Raw genomic sequence first — 21,490 nt, 5'->3', positions numbered from 1 at the left:
CTGCTCCTTGTGCATCGATATTATCTGTCAGGATGTGCGATCCTTCTCCTTAAGCATAACATCATGTGCCCCGCCTTCGTAAATAGTTGTTGCGGAGACAAGGGTGATTTTGGCATGCTGCTGCAGCTGGGGGATGGTTAAGGCGCCGCAGTTGCACATGGTAGATTTGATTTTGCTGATGCTGAGATCCAGGTTATCCTTGAGCCTGCCGGCATACGGGATGAAGGAATCGACGCCTTCTTCGAATTCCAGCTTGCACTCCTTATCCGCATTCCCGAAGTCGTACCGCTGCCAGTTGCGGGCCCGGCTGGAGCCTTCGCCCCAGTATTCCTTGACGAAATTCCCGCCGACCAGCAGCTTGCGGCCGGGGCTCTCGTCGAACCGGGCAAAATACCGGCCCAGCATTACGAAGTCTGCCCCCATTGCAAGTGCAAGCACAATATGGTAGTCATGGACGATACCGCCGTCGGAGCAGATGGGGACGTAAATTCCGGTCTGCTCGTAATACTCCTGGCGTGCTGCCGCCACCTCAATGACGGAGGAGGCCTGGCCGCGGCCAATGCCCTTCTGCTCACGGGTGATGCAGATCGAGCCGCCGCCGATGCCGACCTTGATGAAGTCCGCTCCGGCCTCCACCAGGTAGAGGAAGCCTTCCTTATCCACAACATTGCCTGCGCCGACCTTTACAGCTTCTCCGAACGTTTCCTTGATATACCGGATTGTCTCGGCCTGCCATTCCGAATAGCCGTCAGAGGAATCAATACAGAGTACATCTGCTCCCGCCTCTACCAGAGCCGGAACCCGCTCCTTGTAATCACGCGAGTTAATGCCTGCACCGACGATCAGCTGCTTGTTGCTGTCATGCAGCTCCAACGGGTACTCCTGATGGCTGTCGTAATCCTTGCGGAACACCAGGTACATCAGATTGCCTTCATTGTTCACAATAGGAAGACAGTTCAGCTTATGGTCCCAGATCATATCATTGGCTTCGGTCAGCGTAATGCCCTCATGGGCATAAATTAAGGAGGAGAGCGGAGTCATGAACGCTGTAATCGGGCATTCCGGCGGAAGCCGGTTCTCGCGGTAGTCACGGCTGGTGACGATACCCATCAGCTTGCCCGTCGGCTCCCCGTTATCGGTGATGGCGATGGTGGAGTGGCCGCTGCGCGCCTTAAGCGCGAGTACATCCTGCAGCGTATCCTCGGGACGGAGATTGGCGTCGCTGACCACGAAGCCGGCCTTGAATTTTTTGACCCGGCGGACCATTTCGACCTGCTGCTCGACGGACTGGGAGCCGTAGATGAAGGAGATACCGCCGCTTTTGGCCAGGGCAATCGCCATATTATGGTCAGATACCGCCTGCATGACGGCAGAGGTTACCGGCAGGTTCATCGTCAGCGCCGGTGTCTCACCGCGCTTAAATTTGGTTACAGGCGTGCGCAGGTCCACATTACCCGGGATGCACTGCTTGGTAGTCAGACTCGGAACGAGCAGGAATTCGCTGAACGTTCTGGACGGCTGCTCATAATAATAGGCCATTATTTTCACTCCTCCGAAGTTAGGTTAACGTTATACCGCCGACAGCACCCGCACAGGAATGCCGTAATCAGCTGCGAGCTGCTTGTAATGCTCTCCTTTAGCCAGAATGCCCTGCACTCCGACAAGCTCGATCCCCATAACCTTCATCTGATCGGCAATACAGCGGATTGTTGCGCCTGAGCTGATCACATCATCCAGAAGGAGCACCCGGTCCCCCTTCGTGAATCCGTCAAAATAAATATAGTTCTCGTTATACGCCGTCTCCCGCTTAATACATACCTCGTAATTGTCGTACAGCTCCGTGCTGAGCCGCAGGATGTTCATCGGCTTATTCAGCTTGTAGGCCGCCAGCATGCCCCAGGTGTGACCGCCCGGCTCGGGTGATACAATGTAATCAAAAGCGGGAAACTGCTCCGTTACACTGGCTGCCAGGCTATCGGTAATCTCGCTGATCAGCTCCGGATGAATATAGGTACCGCGCTCGCCGAAAGGATACAGCTTGAAATCATAGGCGGTCTCTTTATTTTTGTAGATCCTCACGTTCTTGGCGTTGCTGATCGATTCACTGAGTCTTGCATAGGATGCGCTCATAGCTTCCACTCCTTTTATCTGAATATGCACAAAAACCCCGGACGACAAGAGACACCGGCAGTAACAAAGGCGGCCAAAAGACGGCGGAACACAGGGTTGTCTGCGTCTGCTCAGCCTTAAGCCTCTTCGCATGCGGTGTCTCTTGTAGCCTGGGGCAATTTACGGTTGCCTGTAGAAACGCTCAAACCAAATTAATGAGCTTATACAAGAGTTATGTGGTTGTTAACTACGTGTTAGGTATTGTGACTTTGATTATTTTTATATATGCTATCATTGTGGATTATATGTGTCAATCCTTGTTTTTGTGTCAGTATATATGACGTAATTGGAGCCGGAGTTGATTTGTTTTACTGGAAAAAGGTAATCCGGTGCTTTATGTGCAATAGTATGGTTATTAGAAAACAGTGGATATCCACAAAAAAAAGGTTCTGCTTACGGAAGGGGTCAGGCGGCGATGGAGAGCTTAAGCCGGTGTAGAGTAGAGAAGTATACGTTACAGGGAGACGGGGAATGGAATGAGGATGTCCTTGTCGTCAATGAACCTGCAGCCATATATGGGGTTGTGGACGGGGCGACCTCCCTTTCGCCTTACCGGAATCCGGAGGGATTTACAGGCGGGTATCTGGCTGCGCGGCTTGCTGCTGATTGTTTTGGAGAGCCGGGCGGGCTGTCTTTGGACAATAGGGCTGTCCGGTCCAACGAACGTCTGCGTCAGGCAATGGTTAGTGAAGGTGTGGATGTGCTGGATGCTTCCGCGCTGTGGTCCGCTGCGTATGCCGTTGTTGCTGTTCGAGAGTATTCCATCGATTATGTGCAGTCCGGGGACTGTATGCTGCTGTGCAGATACAAAGACGGTACGGTAAGGGCACTTACACATACACAGGTGGCGCATATCGATCAGAAGACGCTGGACCGGATGGCGGAGCTGCGTGAGTCCGGGGTGGAAGAGCCGGCGGAGCTGCGCAGGCTGCTTATGCCTCTGCTGCGGGACAACCGGAGCAAGGCGAATACGCTGGAGGGCTACGGTGTGATGAACGGGAGTGCGGATTTTTCGCTTTTTCTGGAGAAAGGGACATTCAACCGGGCTAATGTGGAGAGTCTGTACCTGCTTACGGACGGGATTTATTCAGGGGCGGAGAGCTGGACAAGCCTGTTTACAGCCATTGATGCACAAGGGCTCAAGGGCTATGCGGATGAGCTGTATGCGGCAGAGCAGGAGGATGCAAGACTTCAGGCAACTCTGCGGTTAAAAGTGTCTGATGACAAAACCGGACTCGTGCTGCGCTTTGCCTGATTCATAAATAAAATAAAAATAACCCATCATAAACCATAGTACTTTTATGGCTTTTTATTTATAATCATTATTATCTGGATGTCATAAAGAGTTCAAAGGTTTTGTAAAAAGCCGTATTTTGATGTGATATACTTAACACACGTGATTTCGAGATTGTGAAAGACAGTGCCTACACCACTGAATAGAGACTAGGATGGTGAACAAGCGATGCACATTGTCGTCGTTGGCCTGAATTACCGTACGGCTCCCATTGAGGTGCGAGAACAGTTCGCTTTTGCGGAAAAGGATCTCCCCGCAGCGCTTCATCAGCTGATGAAGACCAAAAGCGTACTGGAAGGGGTCGTCGTGGCCACCTGTAACCGTACGGAAATTTATGTGGTCGTAGACCGCCTTCATATGTGCGGTTATTTTATCCGCAGCTTCATGGAGCAGTGGTTCAATGTGAAAAGTGAGCAATTTACTCAGCATATGTATATATACGAGGATGAGCAGGCCATTGCCCATCTGTTCCGCGTAACCTGCGGCCTGGATTCGATGGTGATCGGTGAGACGCAGATTCTGGGACAGGTGCGCAATTCTTTTTTGACTGCCCAGAGCGAAGGTGTGACCGGAACGTGGTTCAACCAGCTGTTCAAGCAGGCGGTGACTCTCGGCAAACGCGCACACAGCGAGACCTCCATCGGCGAAAGTGCGGTTTCGGTCAGCTATGCGGCAGTGGAGCTGGGAAAACGGATCTTCGGCATGTTCACCGGCAAAAGAGTGCTGATTCTCGGCGCCGGCAAAATGAGCGAGCTGACGGTGAAGCATCTGTACAGCAGCGGTGCGGCTGAGGTGATCGTCGCCAACCGTACACTGTCGCGGGCGGTGGAGCTGGCAGAGAAGTTCGCCGGCCGGCCGAGCACAATTGATGAAGCGCTCCAGCATCTGGACGAGGTTGATATTGTGATCAGCTCGACAGGCGCTGAAGGCTATGTGCTGACTGCGGAACAGGTAGCTGCCGGCATGAAACGCCGTCCGTCGCGGCCGCTGTTCATGATCGATATTGCGGTTCCCCGTGACATTGATCCGGAAGCGGCTAGTGTACCGGATGTCTTCCTGTATGACATCGATGATCTGGAAGGCATCGTGGAGAGCAACCTGGAGATGCGCCGCAGTGAAGCCGCGAAGATCGAAGTGATGATTGCGGAGGAGATGGATGAATTCCAGGTGTGGCTGAAGACGCTTGGCGTCAGACCGGTCATCCGCGCGCTGCAGGACAAATCAAACTCCATTTATGATGAGACGATGGACAGCCTGTTTAACAAGCTGCCTGAGCTCGATGACCACCAGCGCAAGGTGATCCGCAGGCTGACCAAGAGCATCGTCAACCAGATGATGCATGATCCGATTAATGTAATCAAGGAAATGTCCGGCGGTGACAAGGGAAATGAAGCCCTTGCGTATTTCACACAGATTTTTGCCCTGCAGGAGCAGCTTGAGGCCGGCAGCGGCGGGAGCAGCCCGGCGCCTGCACCTGTGCCTGTGCCGCAGCGGAGTGAGAACGACCGTGTACCTGCTGCCGAATTCCTTGTGCCTAAGACCGTTTTTGCTCCGGCAGGCCTGCTGGGCGGGTGAGCAGCATGCAACTGCTGAACGGAATATATGATGCCGCTCTGCTGCTATATGCCCTGAGCCTGCTGTTTATTTTCTCGGATTGCCTTCGGCGTAATCCGGGCGGAAAGCGGCTGGGCACAGGGCTTCTTGCTGTTACGGGCCTGCTGCAATGTGCGGGGCTAGCAGTCCGGTTCTCGCAGGAGGGCGGGCTGCCGATTTTTACACCTTATGATTTCCTGTTCTGGTTCTCCTTCAGTATTGTGCTGACGTCGCTGGCCCTTGCTTTTACTCGCGGCGGTGAATTCACCATTCTGCTGCTCAGCGGGGCGGGCTTCAGCGTCTTTCTGCTGAACCGGGTGTGGCTGACGGCGGCGGATCACGGGCTGGAGAGCTGGAGGGCGGTGCACGGCTGGCTGGCGATGCATATCATTTTGGCGAATCTGAGCTTTGGCGCACTGACACTGGGGACGGTATTTGCGATAATGTATCTGTTCCTGCATACGAAGCTTAAGAGTAAACAATGGGATGACCGCATCCGCCGGCTTCCGAGCCTGGAGACTATGGACAAATATTCGTATACCGCAATTCTTGCGGGGGTGCCGCTGCTGATCGTGTCACTGGTGCTGGCGGCGATGTCGATTATTGCCGAGGGGCGGACACCGCTGTTCCAGGATTCCAAGGTGCTGACCACGATGGTTGGGCTTGGGGTATATATAGCGTATATTCTGCTGAAGCGGACCGGCCGCAGGAGTGGTACCGTTATGGCCCGCTGGGCGATTTCAGGGTATGCTTTTATTATTCTTAATTTTCTGCTGAATTCGCTTTCGGACTTTCACGGCTGGAGCGGGAGGTAAGACGGATGACACATTATTTGCCGGTTATGCTTGATGTCAGCGGCCAGAGGATTGTTGTCATCGGGGGCGGGGCAGTAGCGGAGCGCAAGGTGCTGTCACTGCTGGATGCAAAGGCCGGGGTTACGGTGATCAGCCCTGCGCTGAGCACCGCTCTGGCGGAGCTTGCCGGGGAAGGCCGAATCCGCTGGCTGGACCGCGGATATGCCCCGGGAGATGTCCGGGGGGCTTTCCTGGTCTATGCCGCGAGCAGTGATCCAAAGATCAATGAAGCGGCCGCGTCCGAGTGCCGGGCACTCGGATTGCCCGTAAATGTAGCCAGCCGTGCCGAGGCGGGCAATTTCATTACGCCTGGGGTTCTGCGCCGGGGAAGGCTGACTGTGGCCGTCTCGACTTCCGGTGCAGGACCCTCTGCTGCGGCCGGGATTACCGCGCAGCTGGCGGAGCTGTTCGGGGGGGAGTATGAGCCTTATCTGGATTTCCTGCACATGATGCGGACTGAGATTAAGCGGCAGGAGCCTGCGGCAGAGATCCGGGGCCGGCTTCTGCGCCGGCTGGGGCAGCTCGATGTGTTGAATGAGCTGCGGCAGGGCACCTTTATAGAGTGGACGCCGGAGGCTGTAAGTGCGTGGATTGCGGCGAACCGGGAGGAATAGCGGCAGCTGTGGCGTGACTTCTGAATGCTGGTTATGCCGGATACCAGCCAATGCACGCTGCTGGGTGTCGGATAGTGGGTGTTGAATACTGTACGACGGCGGCTTTGCGACGGATACTGGGCGCCGGTTACTGTGACGGATATTATGCGACAGAGGCTGGCGGCGCTTGGGCTTCATTAGGCTGTACCGGCTGAATGGGCCAGTCTTGGGGACTTATTGGGGCTTATTGGTGGCAATCCGGGCCGCAATGTAAGAATTACAGGTATAAAGTATACAGCAAAGGTATGACAAGTCTAATGGATATCTTTGCATGCCGCAGACTGTATAAGAGTACAATGGTTGGGAGAGCGGCGGGAGAAGAAGCTATTGTTACCGGGAGGAATTAAGAATGCGCAAAATTATTGTAGGCAGCAGACAAAGCGCGCTGGCGCTGACCCAGACGGGGCATGTCATTGATGATCTGACCCGGCTGAGCGCGGAGCACGGCTTCGGGTTCACCTTTGAGGTGCACAAAATCATTACCAAAGGCGACCGGATTCTGGATGTTACCTTATCCAAGGTAGGCGGCAAAGGGTTGTTCGTGAAGGAAATTGAGCAGGCGATGCTTGATAAAGTAATCGATATGGCTGTACATAGTATGAAGGATATGCCGTCCGAGCTGCCGGAGGGCCTGATTAACGGGGCTGTGCCTAAGCGGGTTGACCCGCGTGATTGTCTGATTGCCACTGGTGCTGCAAGTCTTGAGGAGCTGGCTGAGGGTGCGCGTGTAGGCACCAGCAGCCTGCGCCGCTCCAGCCAGCTGGCCGCGCTGCGGCCGGATCTGGTCATTGAGCCGGTGCGCGGCAACATTGACTCCCGGCTGAAGAAGCTGGAGAACGGCGAATATGACGCCATTCTGCTTGCCGCAGCCGGACTGACCCGGATGGGCTGGCAGGACCGTGTTACCTCCTACCTTGAGCCGGAGGTATGTCTGCCAGCAGTCGGGCAAGGCGCGCTCGGCATCGAGTGCCGCGAGGACGACGCTGAGCTGCGCAGGCTGCTCGCGCTCTATAACGATGAGCAGACCGCGCTTACGGTGACGGCGGAACGGACCTTCCTCGGCGCGCTGAACGGCGGCTGCCAGGTGCCGATTGGCGCTTATGCGGTGCTTGGATCTGGAGCAGCAGCGGTTGCTCAGGGGCAAGAGAGTGCTCAGGTTGAGGAGATTCCTGTGACCGGAGGGGAATCCGAGGATCAGGGGAACGCTGCCGGAGCTGCTGCGGGCCAATCCGCAGAAGACGTACTAACGGGGGCAACTCATTCCGCTGGACGGGTAATTACTCTGACAGGGATGGTAGGGACACCGGACGGTTCGGTGATCCTTAAAGAGACCCTAACGGGCACAGACCCGGTATGGCTTGGTGAAGAGGTAGCCCGGAAGCTGATTGCCCGGGGTGCAGAGAAGATTCTGGCAGATACAAGGGGATGATGGAGATGGCGGAGAAGACGGGGAAAGTATATCTGGTAGGTGCAGGACCGGGCGATGCGAAGCTGATCACTGTGAAGGGGCTGGAGTGTATCCGCAAGGCGGATGTGCTGGTCTATGACCGGCTGGCCAGTCCCCGGCTGCTGAAGCAAATGAAGCCCGGCGGAGACAAAATCTATGTCGGCAAGCTGCCTGACCGCCATACCATGAAGCAGGAGGAGATCAACCAGCTGCTGGTTGATCTGGCCCTGGAGGGCAAGACGGTGGTGCGGCTTAAGGGCGGGGACCCGACGATTTTTGGCCGGGTGGGCGAAGAAGCGGAGCTGCTGCGCCGGAACGGTATCTACTACGAGATTGTGCCGGGCATTACTTCGGCAATCAGCGTGCCGGCCTACGCCGGCATTCCGGTTACCCACCGGGACTATGCCTCCTCCCTGTCGATTATTACCGGGCATGAGAGCCCGGACAAGCTGGACCATTCCATCCAGTGGGACAAGGTTACGAATGCAACCGGAACCCTGATCTTCCTGATGGGTGTAGCCAAGATCGGTTACATCAGCAGCCAGCTGATTAAGCACGGCCGTCCGCCGGAGACGCCTGTAGCGCTTGTGCGCTGGGGTACACGTGCGGAGCAGGATACGCTGACCGGTACGCTCGCCGACATCGAGGCGAAGGTGCTGGCGGCGGACTTCAAGCCGCCGGCGGTCATTGTCGTCGGCGAAGTGGTGCGCCAGCGCCAGCAGCTGATGTGGGCCGAGGCGCTGCCTCTGTTCGGCAAGCGCATCGTTGTCACCCGCGCCCGCAGCCAGGCGAGCGAGCTGGTGGACCGCATTGAGGAGCTCGGCGGCGAGCCGTACGAGTTCCCGGTCATTGAGACGGTCATGCCGGCAGGCGAAGAGAAGAAGGCCGCTATAGCTTCCGCGCTGGGAGCGCTGGAAGCCTATGACTGGGTCTTCTTCACGAGCCCGAACGGCGTGGAGTTCTTTTGGCGCCACCTGGCGGAGCTGAGGGTGGACATCCGCGGTTTATACCGCGCGCGCATCGGCGCGGTAGGGCCGGCCACAGCCGCCGCGCTGGCGGAGCGGGGGCTGGTGGCTGAGGAGCTGCCCGCCCGCTTCCAGGCGGAAGGGCTGCTTGAGGCGTTCGGCCCGCAGCTTGCGGCGGGCCAGAAGGTGCTGCTGCCGCGCGGGGACCTTGCGCGGGAGTGGCTTCCGGCCAAGCTGCAGGGGCTTGGGCTGGAAGTGACCGAGATCGACACCTACGAGACGGTGGTGACGGGAGAGGATGATATCGAGCTGCTGCGCCTGCTCGAGGAGAAACGCATCCATGCGGTTACCTTCACCAGCTCTTCGACCGTGCGCAACTTCATCGAGATCCTGGCACGCATGGGTCTGGAAGATCCGGTGGCCGTGCTGGCCGGCGTCAAGATCGCCTGCATCGGCCCGGTGACCGAAGAAACGGCCGTCGCCGCCGGCCTGACCCCGGGCCTGCTGCCTGACGAGGCCACAATTGAAGGCCTCGTGCAGGAGCTGTGTCAATGGAACGAGTCTACACGAGTAAGGTAGGGCTTGATCCTCTGCCGGCGGCCAGCTTGATGGCGAGGCGGCTTATGGCATTTTGCGCCGGCGGTTTGTAGAAGTAGCAGTACGGGGTGTGTAGCTGGATGAGCTACACTATATTTTGTTAGATGCACCGGCTGTCTGCGGGAGTGTTGAACACATTAGTTTGCTGGGCTGTTGAGCTAAGCTGCGTGTACTTAGATACCGCCTACTGTCTGCAGAAGTGTTGAACACATTAGTTTGCTGGGCTGTTGAGCTAAGCTGCGTGTAGTTAGATACCGCCTACTGTCTGCGGGAGTGTTGAACACATTAGTTTGCTGGGCTGTTGAGCTAAACTGCGTGTACTTAGATACCGCCTACTGTCTGCAGAAGTGTTGAACACTTTAGAATGCTGGCTGGAAGAGTTACGCTACCTGTTGTTAGATGCCGCCTACTGTCTGTAGTTGGCTCGCTGGATGAGCTACGCCGTGTGGAGATGATACGTCGATTGTCTGCGTTAAGGCAGGTAACACTCTCCTGGTACGTTTTAACTGCACTTTGTGCAGCTAAAACGGTCATATTTGGCTGGTGCGCGGGAATAGCTGCACTCCGTACAACTAAAGTCGCCTATTTCGGCTGAAAGCCGCTTTTTCAGCCAAAATAACTGCACAAAGTACAGCTAAACGGGTTACTCAGACGAAAACGGATGGAATAGCTGTACAGAGTGCAGTTAAAGTTAGTATGAGGCTGGGACATTCGGCCGGAGCAGCATAATAGTACTCACCACACACTATACAGGCAACAAACAGAAACGATGTCGTACAAGACCACGCGATGTTTGATGTTTATGGTTTGGTTTATCCCAACCCAGTTGCCACAAGTATGGCACACCAACACTACAGGTATTCCGGACATGCGCTGACATTGCTCAGTGCTGCCGGACTTTTTTTAAAATAAAGGATATATATGTTGTACGCTATAAATGTTTCTTATATTTCTCGCAGAAACGGATGCCGTCCTGTTTAGGGCGGTGTAGCCGTTTCTACTTGCATATTAACTACTCAGGAGGATACATCAATGAGCTTTCCAATTACCCGGCACCGCCGTTTGCGCGGTACAGCCGGAATTCGCGGGATGGTGCGGGAGACCGTGCTGAATACATTGGATCTGATCCAGCCGATTTTTGTAACGTACGGGACAGGTGTGAAGACGGAGATAGGCTCGATGCCTGGCGTGTATCATTTTTCGCTGGACATGCTGAAGGCCGAGGTGGACGAAATTGCGGCGCTGGGGATTCCGGCGGTTCTGCTGTTTGGGATTCCGGAGACGAAGGATGCGGTGGGTTCGTCCGGCTTTGCGGATGACGGGATTGTGCAGGAGGCAACACGCCTGATCAAGCAATGGTACCCCGAGCTGCTCGTTGTGGCTGATACCTGTCTGTGTGAGTTCACGGACCACGGCCATTGCGGCATGGTTCATACTCATGTGGTTGACGGCGTGGTGCATGGGGATGTCATCAACGATGCTTCGCTGGAGCTGCTGACCCGTACTGCAGTATCGCAGGCCAAGGCCGGGGCGGATATTATTGCGCCTTCTAACATGATGGACGGTTTTGTGCAGGCGATCCGCACGGGACTGGATGAGAATGGTTTTGAGCATGTGCCTATTATGTCCTATTCGGTAAAATACGCCTCTGCCTTCTACGGCCCCTTCCGCGAGGCTGCTGATTCTGCGCCGCAGTTCGGCAACCGCAAAACATATCAGATGGACCCGGCTAACCTGCGTGAAGCAATCCGCGAAGCGGACTCTGATGTGCTGGAGGGTGCCGACATGCTGATGGTTAAGCCGGCGCTGGCTTATCTCGATGTGATCCGGACGATCCGCGACCAGTTCGATCTGCCGCTGGTGGCTTACAATGTGAGCGGTGAGTATTCGATGGTCAAAGCGGCAGCGCTGCAGGGCTGGATCGATGAAAAAGCTATCGTAATGGAGATGCTGACCGGCATGAAGCGTGCGGGTGCGGACATCATTATCACTTATTTTGCCAAGGATGCGGCCCGCTGGCTGCGCGGCTAAACTGAAATAAAGAACAGAACAGGAGTGAATTACATGGGCAATGTGCCATTGTCGCGCCGGGAAGAAGCTTCCCGGAACGCTTTTGAAGAAGCTAAGCAGTATATTCCCGGCGGGGTGAACAGCCCGGTGCGGGCGTTCAAATCGGTCGGCCTGACACCGGTATATGTGGATCACGGGATCGGCTCGCGCATCTATGATATCGACGGCAACAGCTTTATCGACTATGTCTGCTCCTGGGGGCCGCTTATTATGGGACATGCCCATCCAGAGGTGGTTAAAGCACTGCAGGAGACTGCGGTAAAAGGGACCAGCTTCGGCGCGCCGACACTGCTGGAGACGGAGATGGCTAAGCTGGTCGTGGAGCGTGTACCGTCTGTTGATATCGTACGGATGGTTAACTCCGGTACGGAAGCTACCATGAGCGCAATCCGTCTGGCCCGCGGCTATACCGGACGCAGCAAAATCCTTAAGTTCGAAGGCTCCTATCACGGCCATGCGGACAGCCTGCTGATCAAAGCCGGATCAGGTGTCGCTACACTGGGTCTGCCGGACAGCCCGGGTGTGCCTGAAGGAGTAGCGGTGAACACGATCACTGTACCTTACAACGACCTGGAAGGCGTCAAAATCGCCTTTGAACGCTACGGCAACGAAATTGCCGCGATCATCGTCGAGCCGATTGCCGGTAATATGGGCGTTGTGCCGCCGCAGCCGGGCTTCCTGGAGGGCTTGCGCAAGGTGACTACGGGCTATGGGGCGCTGCTGATTTTTGATGAGGTAATGACCGGGTTCCGGGTGAACCGCAGCTGTGCGCAGGGCCTGTTCGGGACCCGGCCGGACCTGACCTGCTTCGGCAAGGTCATCGGCGGCGGTCTTCCGGTCGGCGCTTATGGCGGCCGCAGGGAGATTATGGAGCAGATGGCTCCGGCGGGGCCGATCTACCAGGCAGGTACGCTCAGCGGCAATCCGCTGGCAATGGCTGCCGGCTTCAGCACATTGAAGCTGCTGACTCCTGAAGTGTATGACCGTCTGGAAACGCTGGGCGCGCGCCTGGAGGCTGGGCTTAAACGCAACAGCGTTGACACCGGCATTCCGCTGACGATCAACCGGATCGGCTCGATGGTCTGCCCATTCTTCACGGAAGGGCCGGTCTATAACTTTGAAACGGCCAAATCCAGCAATCTGGAGCAATTCCGCAGCTACTTCGGCAAAATGCTCGACCAGGGCATTAGCGTGCCGCCATCCCAGTTCGAGGGGATGTTCGTGTCAGGCGTGCACAGCGAGCAGGATATCGACGATACGCTTGAGGCCCACTACCGGGCGCTGAAGTCGCTGTGACGGCCGGCGGCGGGGATAAGCCGAGAAGCGGCGGCTGGGATAAGACGGTAACAGGCAGATGGGATAAGACCGCAAGAGGCGGAGAGAACAAGGCTGCAAAGAACGAAATAGGTAAGAATGCTCAAGGCAGCTGGAACAAAGATGTAAAGCGCAATGTGAATAAGCCAGCAAAAGGCAGTTGGGATAAGGCGGCCCAAGGCAGCTGGAACAAAGAGGTAAAACGCAGCGAGAATAAGCCAGCAAAAGGCAGCTGGGATAAGCCTGTAACGGGTGCCGGGAACAAGGCGGTAACAGGCAGTTGGGATAAGGCGGCTCAAGGCAGCGGCGGCAAGGATGTAAAGGACGCTCAGTATAAGGCGGCAGAAGCTGGTGGAGACAAGGTGGTAGAAGCTGGCGGTAACAAGGCAGTCCCAGGCGGCGGTGCCTGGAAACGGCGCGGGGAATGGATCGAAGTCATGCCTGGACGGGCCATTACCGGGGCTGTAGATAAGGAGGCAGCCATTGACCGCTGGCTGCTGGAGACCGCCGGAATGCCGGGGAAGATCCACGCCCGGCTGCGCCGCGAAGGCGGCATCCAGTGGCGGGGAGACCGGCTGCGGCTGGCGCTTTGGCCGGAGCGGGAGGCTGGCATAGAGCCGGTGTGGCAGGAGGCGAAAGTGCTGTATGAGGATGACTTTTGCCTTGTTGTTCATAAGCCTGCGGGTATGGCGGTCCATCCGGACGGCAGCGGATCGGACACTACACTGGATCATGTCGTAGCCGCTCATTACGCCGCTTCCGGTGGCGGAATTCCCGTACGCCATATCCACCGTCTGGATAAGGATACGACCGGACCGGTGCTGTATGCGAAGAATGAGTATGCGCAGCTTGTACTTGATGAGGATATGCGCAGCAAAGACATTTCGCGCCGCTATGCGGCGATCGCTGAAGGCGCTGTGCCGCCTCAGCTCACGGTCATCGACGCGCCGATCGGCCGCGACCGCCATCATGCGTCCCGGCGGCGGGTGTCGCCCGGCAGCCAGCCGGCGGTGACGCGGATTACCGGGCTCGAGGTGCTGCGCGGCGCAACCGCGCTGCAGGTCGAGCTTGAGACCGGACGGACGCATCAGATCCGTGTCCACCTCAGCCATGCCGGCCATCCGCTCATCGGGGATGAGCTGTACGGCGGGCCGCGCTGGGGGCTCGCTGAACGCGGCCGTCAGGCACTGCACGGCGAAGAGCTGGCGTTCCGCCATCCTTGGACCCGGAAGCTGACTGTGGTGGCCGACCCGTGGCCAGCAGATATGCTCCGGCTGCGCAAGTCACTGGGCGGTGCGCCTTTGCAATAGAATCGCGCCAAGTGAGCCGCTTGGCGGGAATATTACTGTGAATTGCGGCGCCAGAACGGTACTTTAGGTGCGGTATAGTGGTGTGAAATGCATCCATGCTACGTTATTTAGGGAATGTTACATTGAAGGGCGACGCTAACATTTACTTGTTAAAACGCCGCAATAGCTGAATCAGACAGGTAGCTTACCGATTGAAGCAGGCGGTACGGCGATGGCTTAAGTTGAAGTATAACGGTCTGTTCTGCTGCAATGTTATACAGTTGAAAACCGCGTGGTCTGCTGTTACTTAGCGGCTGCGCGGTTTTTTGCTGTACAAATTACAGGGGGAATGTAATTTCGTCGGCTGCTTGTAGTCTGTACTCTGTACTCTGAATTCTGTACTCTGTAGTCTGTACTTTAAACTCTATCCGAGCACTCCCACTAGCTGGACTCACCCCGTGTTCTTCAGAATTAAGTGGATTTTCGCCATCTAATTCTCTGCCGGGAGTTCTGGGACAGAGATTAGTGCGAAAAAGTCCACCTAATAATACCGTTTTTCCGCTTTAGGAGGAAATTAGATTAATTAGATGGAGTTTTTCCAATTAAATCATGCAAAAAGCCGAATTTCGTTAAATTAGACGGACAAAATCCAATTAATTGTATACATAGATCCCCTGTGTCAGCTTATACTCTCATACAGCTGATTTCCTGCCCGCATGCAGCGTAGCCGCCTACTCAAGCCCCCGCGCCTCGCGCCCCACGCCTCGCGCCCCACGCCTCGCGCCCCACGCCTCGCGCCTCGCGCCCCCGCACCCCACGCCCTTACGCCCCCGCGCCCCGCGCCTCGCGCCCCCGCACCCCACGCCCTTACGCCCCCGCGCCCCACGCCCTTACGCCCCCGCACCCCACGCCCTTACGCCCCCGCGCCCCACGCCTCGCGCCCCCGCACCCCACGCCCTTACGCCCCCGCGCCCCACGCCTCGCGCCCCCGCGCCTCGCGCCCCCGCGCCTCGCGCCCCCGCGCCTCGCGCCCCCGCGCCTCGCGCCCCCGCGCCTCGCGCCTCGCGCCTCGCGCCTCGCGCCTCGCGCCCCCGCGCCTCGCGCCTCGCGCCTCGCGCCCCCGCGCCTCGCGCCCCCGCGCCTCGCGCCTCGCGCCCCCGCGCCTCGCGCCCCCGCGCCTCGCGCCTCGCGCCCCCGCGCCTCGCGCCCCCGCGCCTCGCGCCTCGCGCCTCGCGCCTCGCGCCTCGCGCCCCCGCGCCTCGCGCCTCGCGCCCCCGCGCCTCGCGCCCCCGCGCCTCGCGCCTCGCGCCCCCGCGCCTCGCGCCCCCGCGCCTCGCGCCTCGCGCCCCCGCGCCTCGCGCCCCCGCGCCTCGCGCCCCCGCGCCTCGCGCCCCCGCGCCTCGCGCCCCCGCGCCCCCGCACCCCCGCACCCCACGCCCTTACGCCCCCGCGCCGCCTGCCTCCGCGCCCCATCCCAGCCACACAGCGGATTTCCCTCATTCCGCCCATAGCAGAATCGAACCCTGCTCAATTTGGGTATAACACTAGTAAGCAGGTTTCGGAGTTTGCGGAAACCATCATTCATTAGTGTAAACGGACTGGGGGTCGGGCCATGAAGTGGCAGGGAAGAAGAGGCAGCTCGAATGTGGAGGACCGCAGAGGCAGCGGCGGCGGCGGAGGTAAGCTGATTGGCGGCGGGATCGGCGGTATTATACTGGTTGTTGTGGTCACGCTGCTGAGCGGCGGCAATGTCGGTGATATCCTGGGGAATCTGACCTCAGGCGGAACCGCCGCCACCTCTGATACACCTTATCAGGAAACGGCGGAGGAGCAGGATCTGGCGCAGTTTGTTTCGGTAGTGCTGGCGGATACGGAGGATGTGTGGAGCGAGCTTTTTGCCCGGCAGGGGCTGACTTATACTGATCCTACACTGGTGCTGTATAGCGGCAGTGTGAATTCGGCCTGCGGAACAGCGAGCTCGGCGGTCGGGCCGTTTTATTGTCCCGGTGACAGCAAGCTGTATATTGACTTAAGCTTCTATGATGAGCTGCAGCAGCGCTTCCAGGCGCCGGGGGATTTTGCGATGGCTTACGTCATTGCCCATGAGGTTGGGCATCACGTGCAGACTCTGCTGGGGACGACGAAGGAGCTGGATGCATACCGCCGTACCTTGAGCGAGACAGAATACAACAAGGTTCAGGTCCGCTTTGAGCTGCAGGCTGATTATCTGGCCGGTGTCTGGGCTAACCATGCGCAGGGAATGAATCTGCTGGAGGAAGGCGATCTGGAGGAGGCGCTGACTGCAGCCAGTGCGGTCGGTGATGATACGATCCAGAAGCAGGCCCAGGGCTATGCGGTACCGGACAGCTTCACTCACGGAACCTCGGAGCAGCGCAAACGGTGGTTCTACAAAGGCTTCAATAACGGTACAATCGCCGGAGGAGATACTTTTAACGCAGCCGAGCTGTAGAGGGAAGCGGTACGGTTCATACAGCTCCTGAACTGGCGTCACAAAGTATACAGCGGTTTTGCAGCACAATAGCAGACATAACAGCAGACAACCCAAAAAGCCGTCTCAGCCGGAAAGTCCGGTGAGGCGGCTTTTTTTGATCAACAAGTATATATATCCGAGTCTCTGCAAAAGGTCCGTCCTGCTTCTGTATAAAAGTCCCTCTCTGCGGCCGGCATATCAGCCTAATCCAACAGCGCGTTCTTTGACGAGAGCCGGTTGCGGCCGAGCTTTTTGGACTCCAGCAGCAGCTGGTCGGCGCGGACGTACCCTTTTTCCATCGACGTGCTCTGGTCTGCTTTAAAGTAATAGAGGCCAAAGGATGCCGAATAGCTGACTTCAATCTGCTTATCCAAATACTCGGCGGTAGCGGAATGGCTGCCAACATCCAAAAGAATTTCCTGAACAATCAGGCCGCACTCGCGGAATGACTTGTTTCTCAGGAAAATGGTGAACTCCTCCCCTCCGCTGCGGAACAGGATGTCCTCCTCCGGCAGATGGGCCTTAAGCGTATTGGCGAAATGCAGGATAACCTTGTCACCGACGGCATGATTGTAGGTATCGTTGATTTTTTTGAACCGGTCGATATCAGCTACGACGACACCGATATATTCCCCGCTGCGGTCCAGCTCGTTCATCATTTTATCCATATGGGCCCTGTTAAACGTTCCGGTCAAAAAATCCTGATACGCCATCTGCTCGAACTTGTCCCGCTCGAACTTGTGCTGGGCAATTTGCGATTTCGTGAAAAAAGAGAGGCTGACAATGTAATTGAGCAGGAACAGCGCGATCAGCATCTCCCATTGCTCCATCTGCAGCAGAAGCAGCAGCAGGGCGTTCGTTAATGCGACTTTGCTGAAATCCAGCAGATTTCTGCTTCTGAACAGCAGGTTGAACGCCTCTTTGCGCGTCTTGATGTCACCTGACAGGATAAAGCTAATGACCAGAAACCCGGATGACAAAAAGGTGGTCACACAGACCACCAGCAGGAACAGCAGCCAATACCCGGCCGGAAGCCGGGCAGCAAGCGGATAGAGCAGCGTGTACAAATAGTAAGCGGCCGTACCGCCGAGTGTGAAGGAGCCGATATTGTAGAAGGTGTCCAGGAATTCGCCCGGGTCTGCGGTTTTGGTTTTCTTTTTATAACAATAGACGGTCGTCCGGTAAAAGATTTCATAAATCAGTGTGCCGAGCGGTCCGGCAAAAATACCGAAGGAAGAAGTGTAGCTGATCGCGTAATCAATCGTGGAGTTTCCGCTCCGGGTCACAATGCGCAGCTGAAAGTAGAAGCTGGCGAATGCCCAGTAGAGCAGCATGGCTTTTATATAGATACCGTCCAGAACTACCGTAGGGTGTGTAAATAACGCCAGGCCCACAGCAGCTGCAAAGAGGGAAAGGTCGAATAATCGTGCTTTTGACATAACGGTAACATTCCTTTCGAGAGTTATACCGATTATACCCGAAATGCCCCGGCTTAATGAAAATAGTTTCGCTAAAATTCACATGACCTCTACCCATACCGGAGAAAGCGCGCCGGACATATAATACTTTGTTGATGCATATGCCGGAGGCTTCTATCTGCGGAAGTGAATTCTATTAAAAAAGGAGAGGGATTCATGAGAATATTGCTTGTTACCTACTGGGGACTTACCAATATGGGCGGGATCTGGACGTATATGAGGCAGCTTGCAGACAAGCTGGGCGGGCAGGGGCATACAGTTACGCTGATGGGCAGCCATGTGGATAGCAATACGCTGTATCTGCTGGACCGGAATGCTTTTTTTGATAAAAAAGCTTATTACTCCGCGCTCCTTCCTTATCTGGACCCGCTGCAGTTTCCGCATTTGCACCAGGAGCACGGGATTTTCAGCTTTGAGCTGGGGCGTTACGTGTTTGAAGGCGGGGCCGCGGCGCTGGGGCTTGAGGATTATGACATCATCCATGCCCAGGACCCTATTTCGGCATATGCGCTGAGGCGGATCATGAAGCAGCCTGTGCCGCTGGTTGCAAGTATTCACGGGGCACTTGCCCGCGAATCATATTATGAATACCGGGGGCTTGAGCCGGGGCTGACGCTGCAGGAATATGAGAGCCGGCCGATCTGGAGCTATTTCCGGCGGATGGAGCAGCTGGGCGTGAATGCGGCTGATCTGATTCTGGTGTCATCCCGCTGGATCGGACAGGTAGTAGGCGGACATGGGGTGGCAGCAGAGCGGGTTCATATTCTGCCATACGGCATTAATCTGCAGGAGTACAGGGAGAAGGCCGCAGAGCCTGCACCCCTGAATCCTGTTCCCGGTAAAAAAGTGATTATGTATGCAGGGCGCCTTGAATATATCAAGGGAGTCCACGTATTAATCAGTGCACTTGGTCTGCTGAAGCAGCGGCGCCGGGACTGGACCTGCGTCATTGCCGGTACCGGGAGCCTGCTGGAGGAGCTGAGGCTACAGGCGCAGGAATGCGGTGTTCAGGAGGATATTGCTTTTACCGGTAAAATAGACAATATCCCCTCCGCGCTGGCTGCGGCGGATCTTTATGTTCAGCCAAGCCTGCAGGATACGCAGCCTTTCTCGGTCACGGAAGCGCAGCTTGCCGGCATTGCCCCTGTTGTGGCGGGTACAGCCGGGATGCCGGAGATGGTCCAGCACGGGGTTACGGGCTGGATTGTGCCTGCGGAGAATGCCGCCGCGCTCGCAGACCAGCTGGAGCTGCTGCTTGGCGATGATGCCCTGCGGGCCCGGACGGGCAGTGCGGCCAGACAGTGGGCGGGCGGGAACCGCTCGCTTGATGCAATGGCGGAAGGGACACTTCGGGTCTACCGCAGAGCTGCCGGAATGCGCAGCTGGCCGCTGCCGGGTCTGCCGTCAGGCGGCGCCGGACCGATAGCCGGGGCCGCCGGCCCCATACCGGGTGCATTCCATCCGTCAGACCTGCTAAGCGTAATCTCACCCGGCAATCCGCTGGAGCCGCTGCTGCGCAGCAGGCTTCCGGCAGATTATCTGGTGCCTGATGCGGGTATTCTTTGAGAGTAAATCCGGTTAAGCGGGGGAGTTGCCGGGGATATGTCAATATGTCCGAATTAGTCATGCCTTCCTGATTGAAGCATATACATGTGGGGAGTAACATTTTGGGCTTATGCTCTGGGCTTGTCTCAGGGTTAAATGATGCCAAGAAGGAGGAAATTTCCCGTGTTTGACCAGTCCCACGGCTTGCGGTTTGATATTTATGAACGCATTCACCTGCCTGCAGAACTTCCGGGAATCGCTGAGCTGGAAGAGGTGGAACTCATTCCGGAAATTCAGGTGATTCAGCGGGAAGACCGGGCCGAGCTCTACGGCCAGCTGCTGCTCACCGGGCTTTACCGGGGAGAAAATGACCGGACGGAACGCCTGGAGCATGCGATACCTGTTGAAATCACAGTCCCGCTGACCCGGGTCAGCTCACTTGATGACATAGGGGTGGAGATCGAGAACTTCGATATTGACCTGCTTACGATGCGTACCGTCAACATTACCGGGGTGCTGTCCCTGCGGGGGATCGGCGGGGCGGAGGCAGGTACGGCCTGGCCGCAGGAGGAGTATACTGTAGCCTATTCTCCGGAGGAGAATGACCGGAGCGAAGCTGCCCCGGAAGGCGCCCGTGAGCAGGAGGGTGACTCCCTGTACGAGAATTCGCTGTGGACCTACGGCGAAGGTGCTGCAGAATCGCCTGCGGATCAGCAGGAGCAGGAGTATACCTCCTTTATTCCGGAAGCGGGGGCTATTAATCCGCTGGTACTGGAAGGCTCCGTCTATACGCAGACAGCCGGACACGCTGCCCAGCCGCAGAAGGACAAGGAAACGAAGCTGCGTACGCATAGTATTGAGTCCGGCTTCTCCAGCGGCGCAGCAGCGGAGGGCTGGCAGAAGGGCAAAGCGGCGGCAGAGCCGGTATCCGGCTACTTTTTCGGCGGACGCGAGAAGGAAGCGGCGGTGACACCGGCTGCTTCTGCAGAGATTGCGCGTGCAGGGGCCGCCGATGCTGCAGAGGATTCCGCCCCTGCGGCAGTGCAGAACTACGCATTTGCTGACATCGCCTCCGGAACGCTCTATGCGGAGAACCGGGAGGAGCCGGTTGTTGCTGCCGGAGAGCAGGAGCCGGATCTGGCTCCGGTTCAAGATGAGCCTGTCCTGCAGGAGCCGGCGGACTTTATGGAGAATGAATCTCTTCTCTCGCCGGAGACGCTGCCTGCCCAGGAAGAAAAAGCGGATCTGAAGATCGGGCTTGGCAGTAAGAAGGAGACGGATTCCGCTTCAAAGGAGCATCTCACCTTCTCCTCCCTGCTCAGCTCAAGCCGCGCCCATAAGGAGCTGGAGAGTGCAGTCGCAGCCGCCGAAGCGCCTCCTGAAGCAGCTCCTGAAGCGGGGAATCACAGCGACTGGAAGAACCGCTTTATCAGCAGAACCGGGGGTGCGGAGCTGTTCCGCAAGGTCCGGATGTGTATTGTCCAGCGGGAGGATACGCTGGATACAATTGCCGAGAAATATCAGCTCAGCGCACGTGAGCTGGTGATGTACAACCGGCTGGCCGGCCAGAATGTGGAGGAAGGCCAGGTATTGTATATTCCTTAAGCCGGGAGGCTTAAGGAGCGGAATGAGACAGAGCAGCGATTCCTGTTATGGGGAGCGCTGCTCTTGTTTGTGTTGTGGCGCTGTACAGGGCTCCAGCCAACGGTAAAAGTCCCGCCAAATCGGCGG

At 57.1% G+C, this 21,490-nt stretch carries 15 protein-coding genes and 1 riboswitch; of the genes, 12 read left to right on the top strand and 3 right to left on the bottom strand.

Going from position 1 to position 21,490, the window contains the following annotated elements:
- Positions 1–27 precede the first annotated feature (27 nt).
- Both R70331_RS23885 and R70331_RS23880 read right to left on the bottom strand, forming a co-directional pair.
- The gene (locus R70331_RS23885; RefSeq protein WP_042179835.1) at positions 28–1,539 is read right to left on the bottom strand and encodes an IMP dehydrogenase; all 1,512 of its coding nucleotides are present in this window, start codon (positions 1,537–1,539) and stop codon (positions 28–30) included.
- Positions 1,540–1,569: 30 nt separating this feature from the next.
- Entirely contained in the window at positions 1,570–2,130 is a 561-nt protein-coding gene (locus tag R70331_RS23880) for a phosphoribosyltransferase (RefSeq protein ID WP_042179832.1), read from the bottom strand.
- 125 nt (positions 2,131–2,255) lie between these two features.
- Positions 2,256–2,358: riboswitch (purine riboswitch) on the bottom strand.
- A gap of 226 nt (positions 2,359–2,584) precedes the next feature.
- Between R70331_RS23880 and R70331_RS23875 the strand changes: the two genes are divergently transcribed.
- The 10 genes from R70331_RS23875 to ypfJ all read left to right on the top strand — a co-directional run bounded on the left by R70331_RS23875 (position 2,585) and on the right by ypfJ (position 16,715).
- Positions 2,585–3,424, top strand: a complete 840-nt coding sequence (locus R70331_RS23875; RefSeq protein ID WP_042179830.1) for a protein phosphatase 2C domain-containing protein — start codon at positions 2,585–2,587, stop codon at positions 3,422–3,424.
- 207 nt (positions 3,425–3,631) lie between these two features.
- Positions 3,632–5,038 carry a glutamyl-tRNA reductase gene (gene hemA, locus R70331_RS23870; RefSeq protein WP_042179828.1) on the top strand — a complete coding sequence of 469 codons (1,407 nt, stop codon included), beginning with the start codon at positions 3,632–3,634 and terminating at the stop codon, positions 5,036–5,038.
- Between the two features lie 5 nt (positions 5,039–5,043).
- Positions 5,044–5,871 (top strand): cytochrome c biogenesis protein CcsA, encoded by an 828-nt coding sequence (gene ccsA, locus R70331_RS23865; RefSeq protein WP_042179827.1) that lies wholly within the window; start codon positions 5,044–5,046, stop codon positions 5,869–5,871.
- Positions 5,872–5,876: 5 nt separating this feature from the next.
- Positions 5,877–6,524, top strand: a complete 648-nt coding sequence (locus tag R70331_RS23860) for a precorrin-2 dehydrogenase/sirohydrochlorin ferrochelatase family protein (protein ID WP_042179824.1) — start codon at positions 5,877–5,879, stop codon at positions 6,522–6,524.
- Between the two features lie 388 nt (positions 6,525–6,912).
- Entirely contained in the window at positions 6,913–7,992 is a 1,080-nt protein-coding gene (gene hemC, locus R70331_RS23855) for a hydroxymethylbilane synthase (RefSeq protein ID WP_042179821.1), read from the top strand.
- A 5-nt stretch (positions 7,993–7,997) separates the two neighbouring features.
- Complete coding sequence (gene cobA / locus R70331_RS23850; protein WP_042179819.1) at positions 7,998–9,554, top strand: uroporphyrinogen-III C-methyltransferase; 1,557 nt, start codon at positions 7,998–8,000, stop codon at positions 9,552–9,554.
- Positions 9,555–10,604: 1,050 nt separating this feature from the next.
- A complete protein-coding gene (gene hemB, locus R70331_RS23845; RefSeq protein WP_042179817.1) occupies positions 10,605–11,603 on the top strand; it encodes a porphobilinogen synthase in 999 nt (332 codons plus the stop codon).
- A gap of 33 nt (positions 11,604–11,636) precedes the next feature.
- On the top strand, positions 11,637–12,938 hold the full coding sequence (gene hemL, locus R70331_RS23840) for a glutamate-1-semialdehyde 2,1-aminomutase (RefSeq protein ID WP_156131182.1): 1,302 nt from the start codon (positions 11,637–11,639) through the stop codon (positions 12,936–12,938).
- A 455-nt stretch (positions 12,939–13,393) separates the two neighbouring features.
- Positions 13,394–14,266, top strand: a complete 873-nt coding sequence (locus tag R70331_RS23835; protein ID WP_042183157.1) for an RluA family pseudouridine synthase — start codon at positions 13,394–13,396, stop codon at positions 14,264–14,266.
- A gap of 1,591 nt (positions 14,267–15,857) precedes the next feature.
- Positions 15,858–16,715 carry a KPN_02809 family neutral zinc metallopeptidase gene (gene ypfJ, locus R70331_RS23825; protein ID WP_042179814.1) on the top strand — a complete coding sequence of 286 codons (858 nt, stop codon included), beginning with the start codon at positions 15,858–15,860 and terminating at the stop codon, positions 16,713–16,715.
- 224 nt (positions 16,716–16,939) lie between these two features.
- On the opposite strand, the gene R70331_RS23820 is transcribed toward ypfJ, so the two are convergent.
- Positions 16,940–18,175 carry a GGDEF domain-containing protein gene (locus tag R70331_RS23820; protein WP_042179812.1) on the bottom strand — a complete coding sequence of 412 codons (1,236 nt, stop codon included), beginning with the start codon at positions 18,173–18,175 and terminating at the stop codon, positions 16,940–16,942.
- Between the two features lie 195 nt (positions 18,176–18,370).
- On the opposite strand from R70331_RS23820, the gene R70331_RS23815 reads away from it, so the two are divergent.
- Both R70331_RS23815 and R70331_RS23810 read left to right on the top strand, forming a co-directional pair.
- Entirely contained in the window at positions 18,371–19,780 is a 1,410-nt protein-coding gene (locus tag R70331_RS23815) for a glycosyltransferase family 4 protein (protein ID WP_052419188.1), read from the top strand.
- Between the two features lie 162 nt (positions 19,781–19,942).
- Entirely contained in the window at positions 19,943–21,364 is a 1,422-nt protein-coding gene (locus R70331_RS23810; RefSeq protein ID WP_042179809.1) for a LysM peptidoglycan-binding domain-containing protein, read from the top strand.
- The last annotated feature ends 126 nt before the right edge of the window (positions 21,365–21,490 follow it).

This window comes from Paenibacillus sp. FSL R7-0331, from assembly GCF_000758645.1.
In the GTDB taxonomy this organism is placed as follows: domain Bacteria; phylum Bacillota; class Bacilli; order Paenibacillales; family Paenibacillaceae; genus Paenibacillus_AQ; species Paenibacillus_AQ camerounensis.
This window is presented reverse-complemented; position numbering and strand designations above follow the sequence as displayed.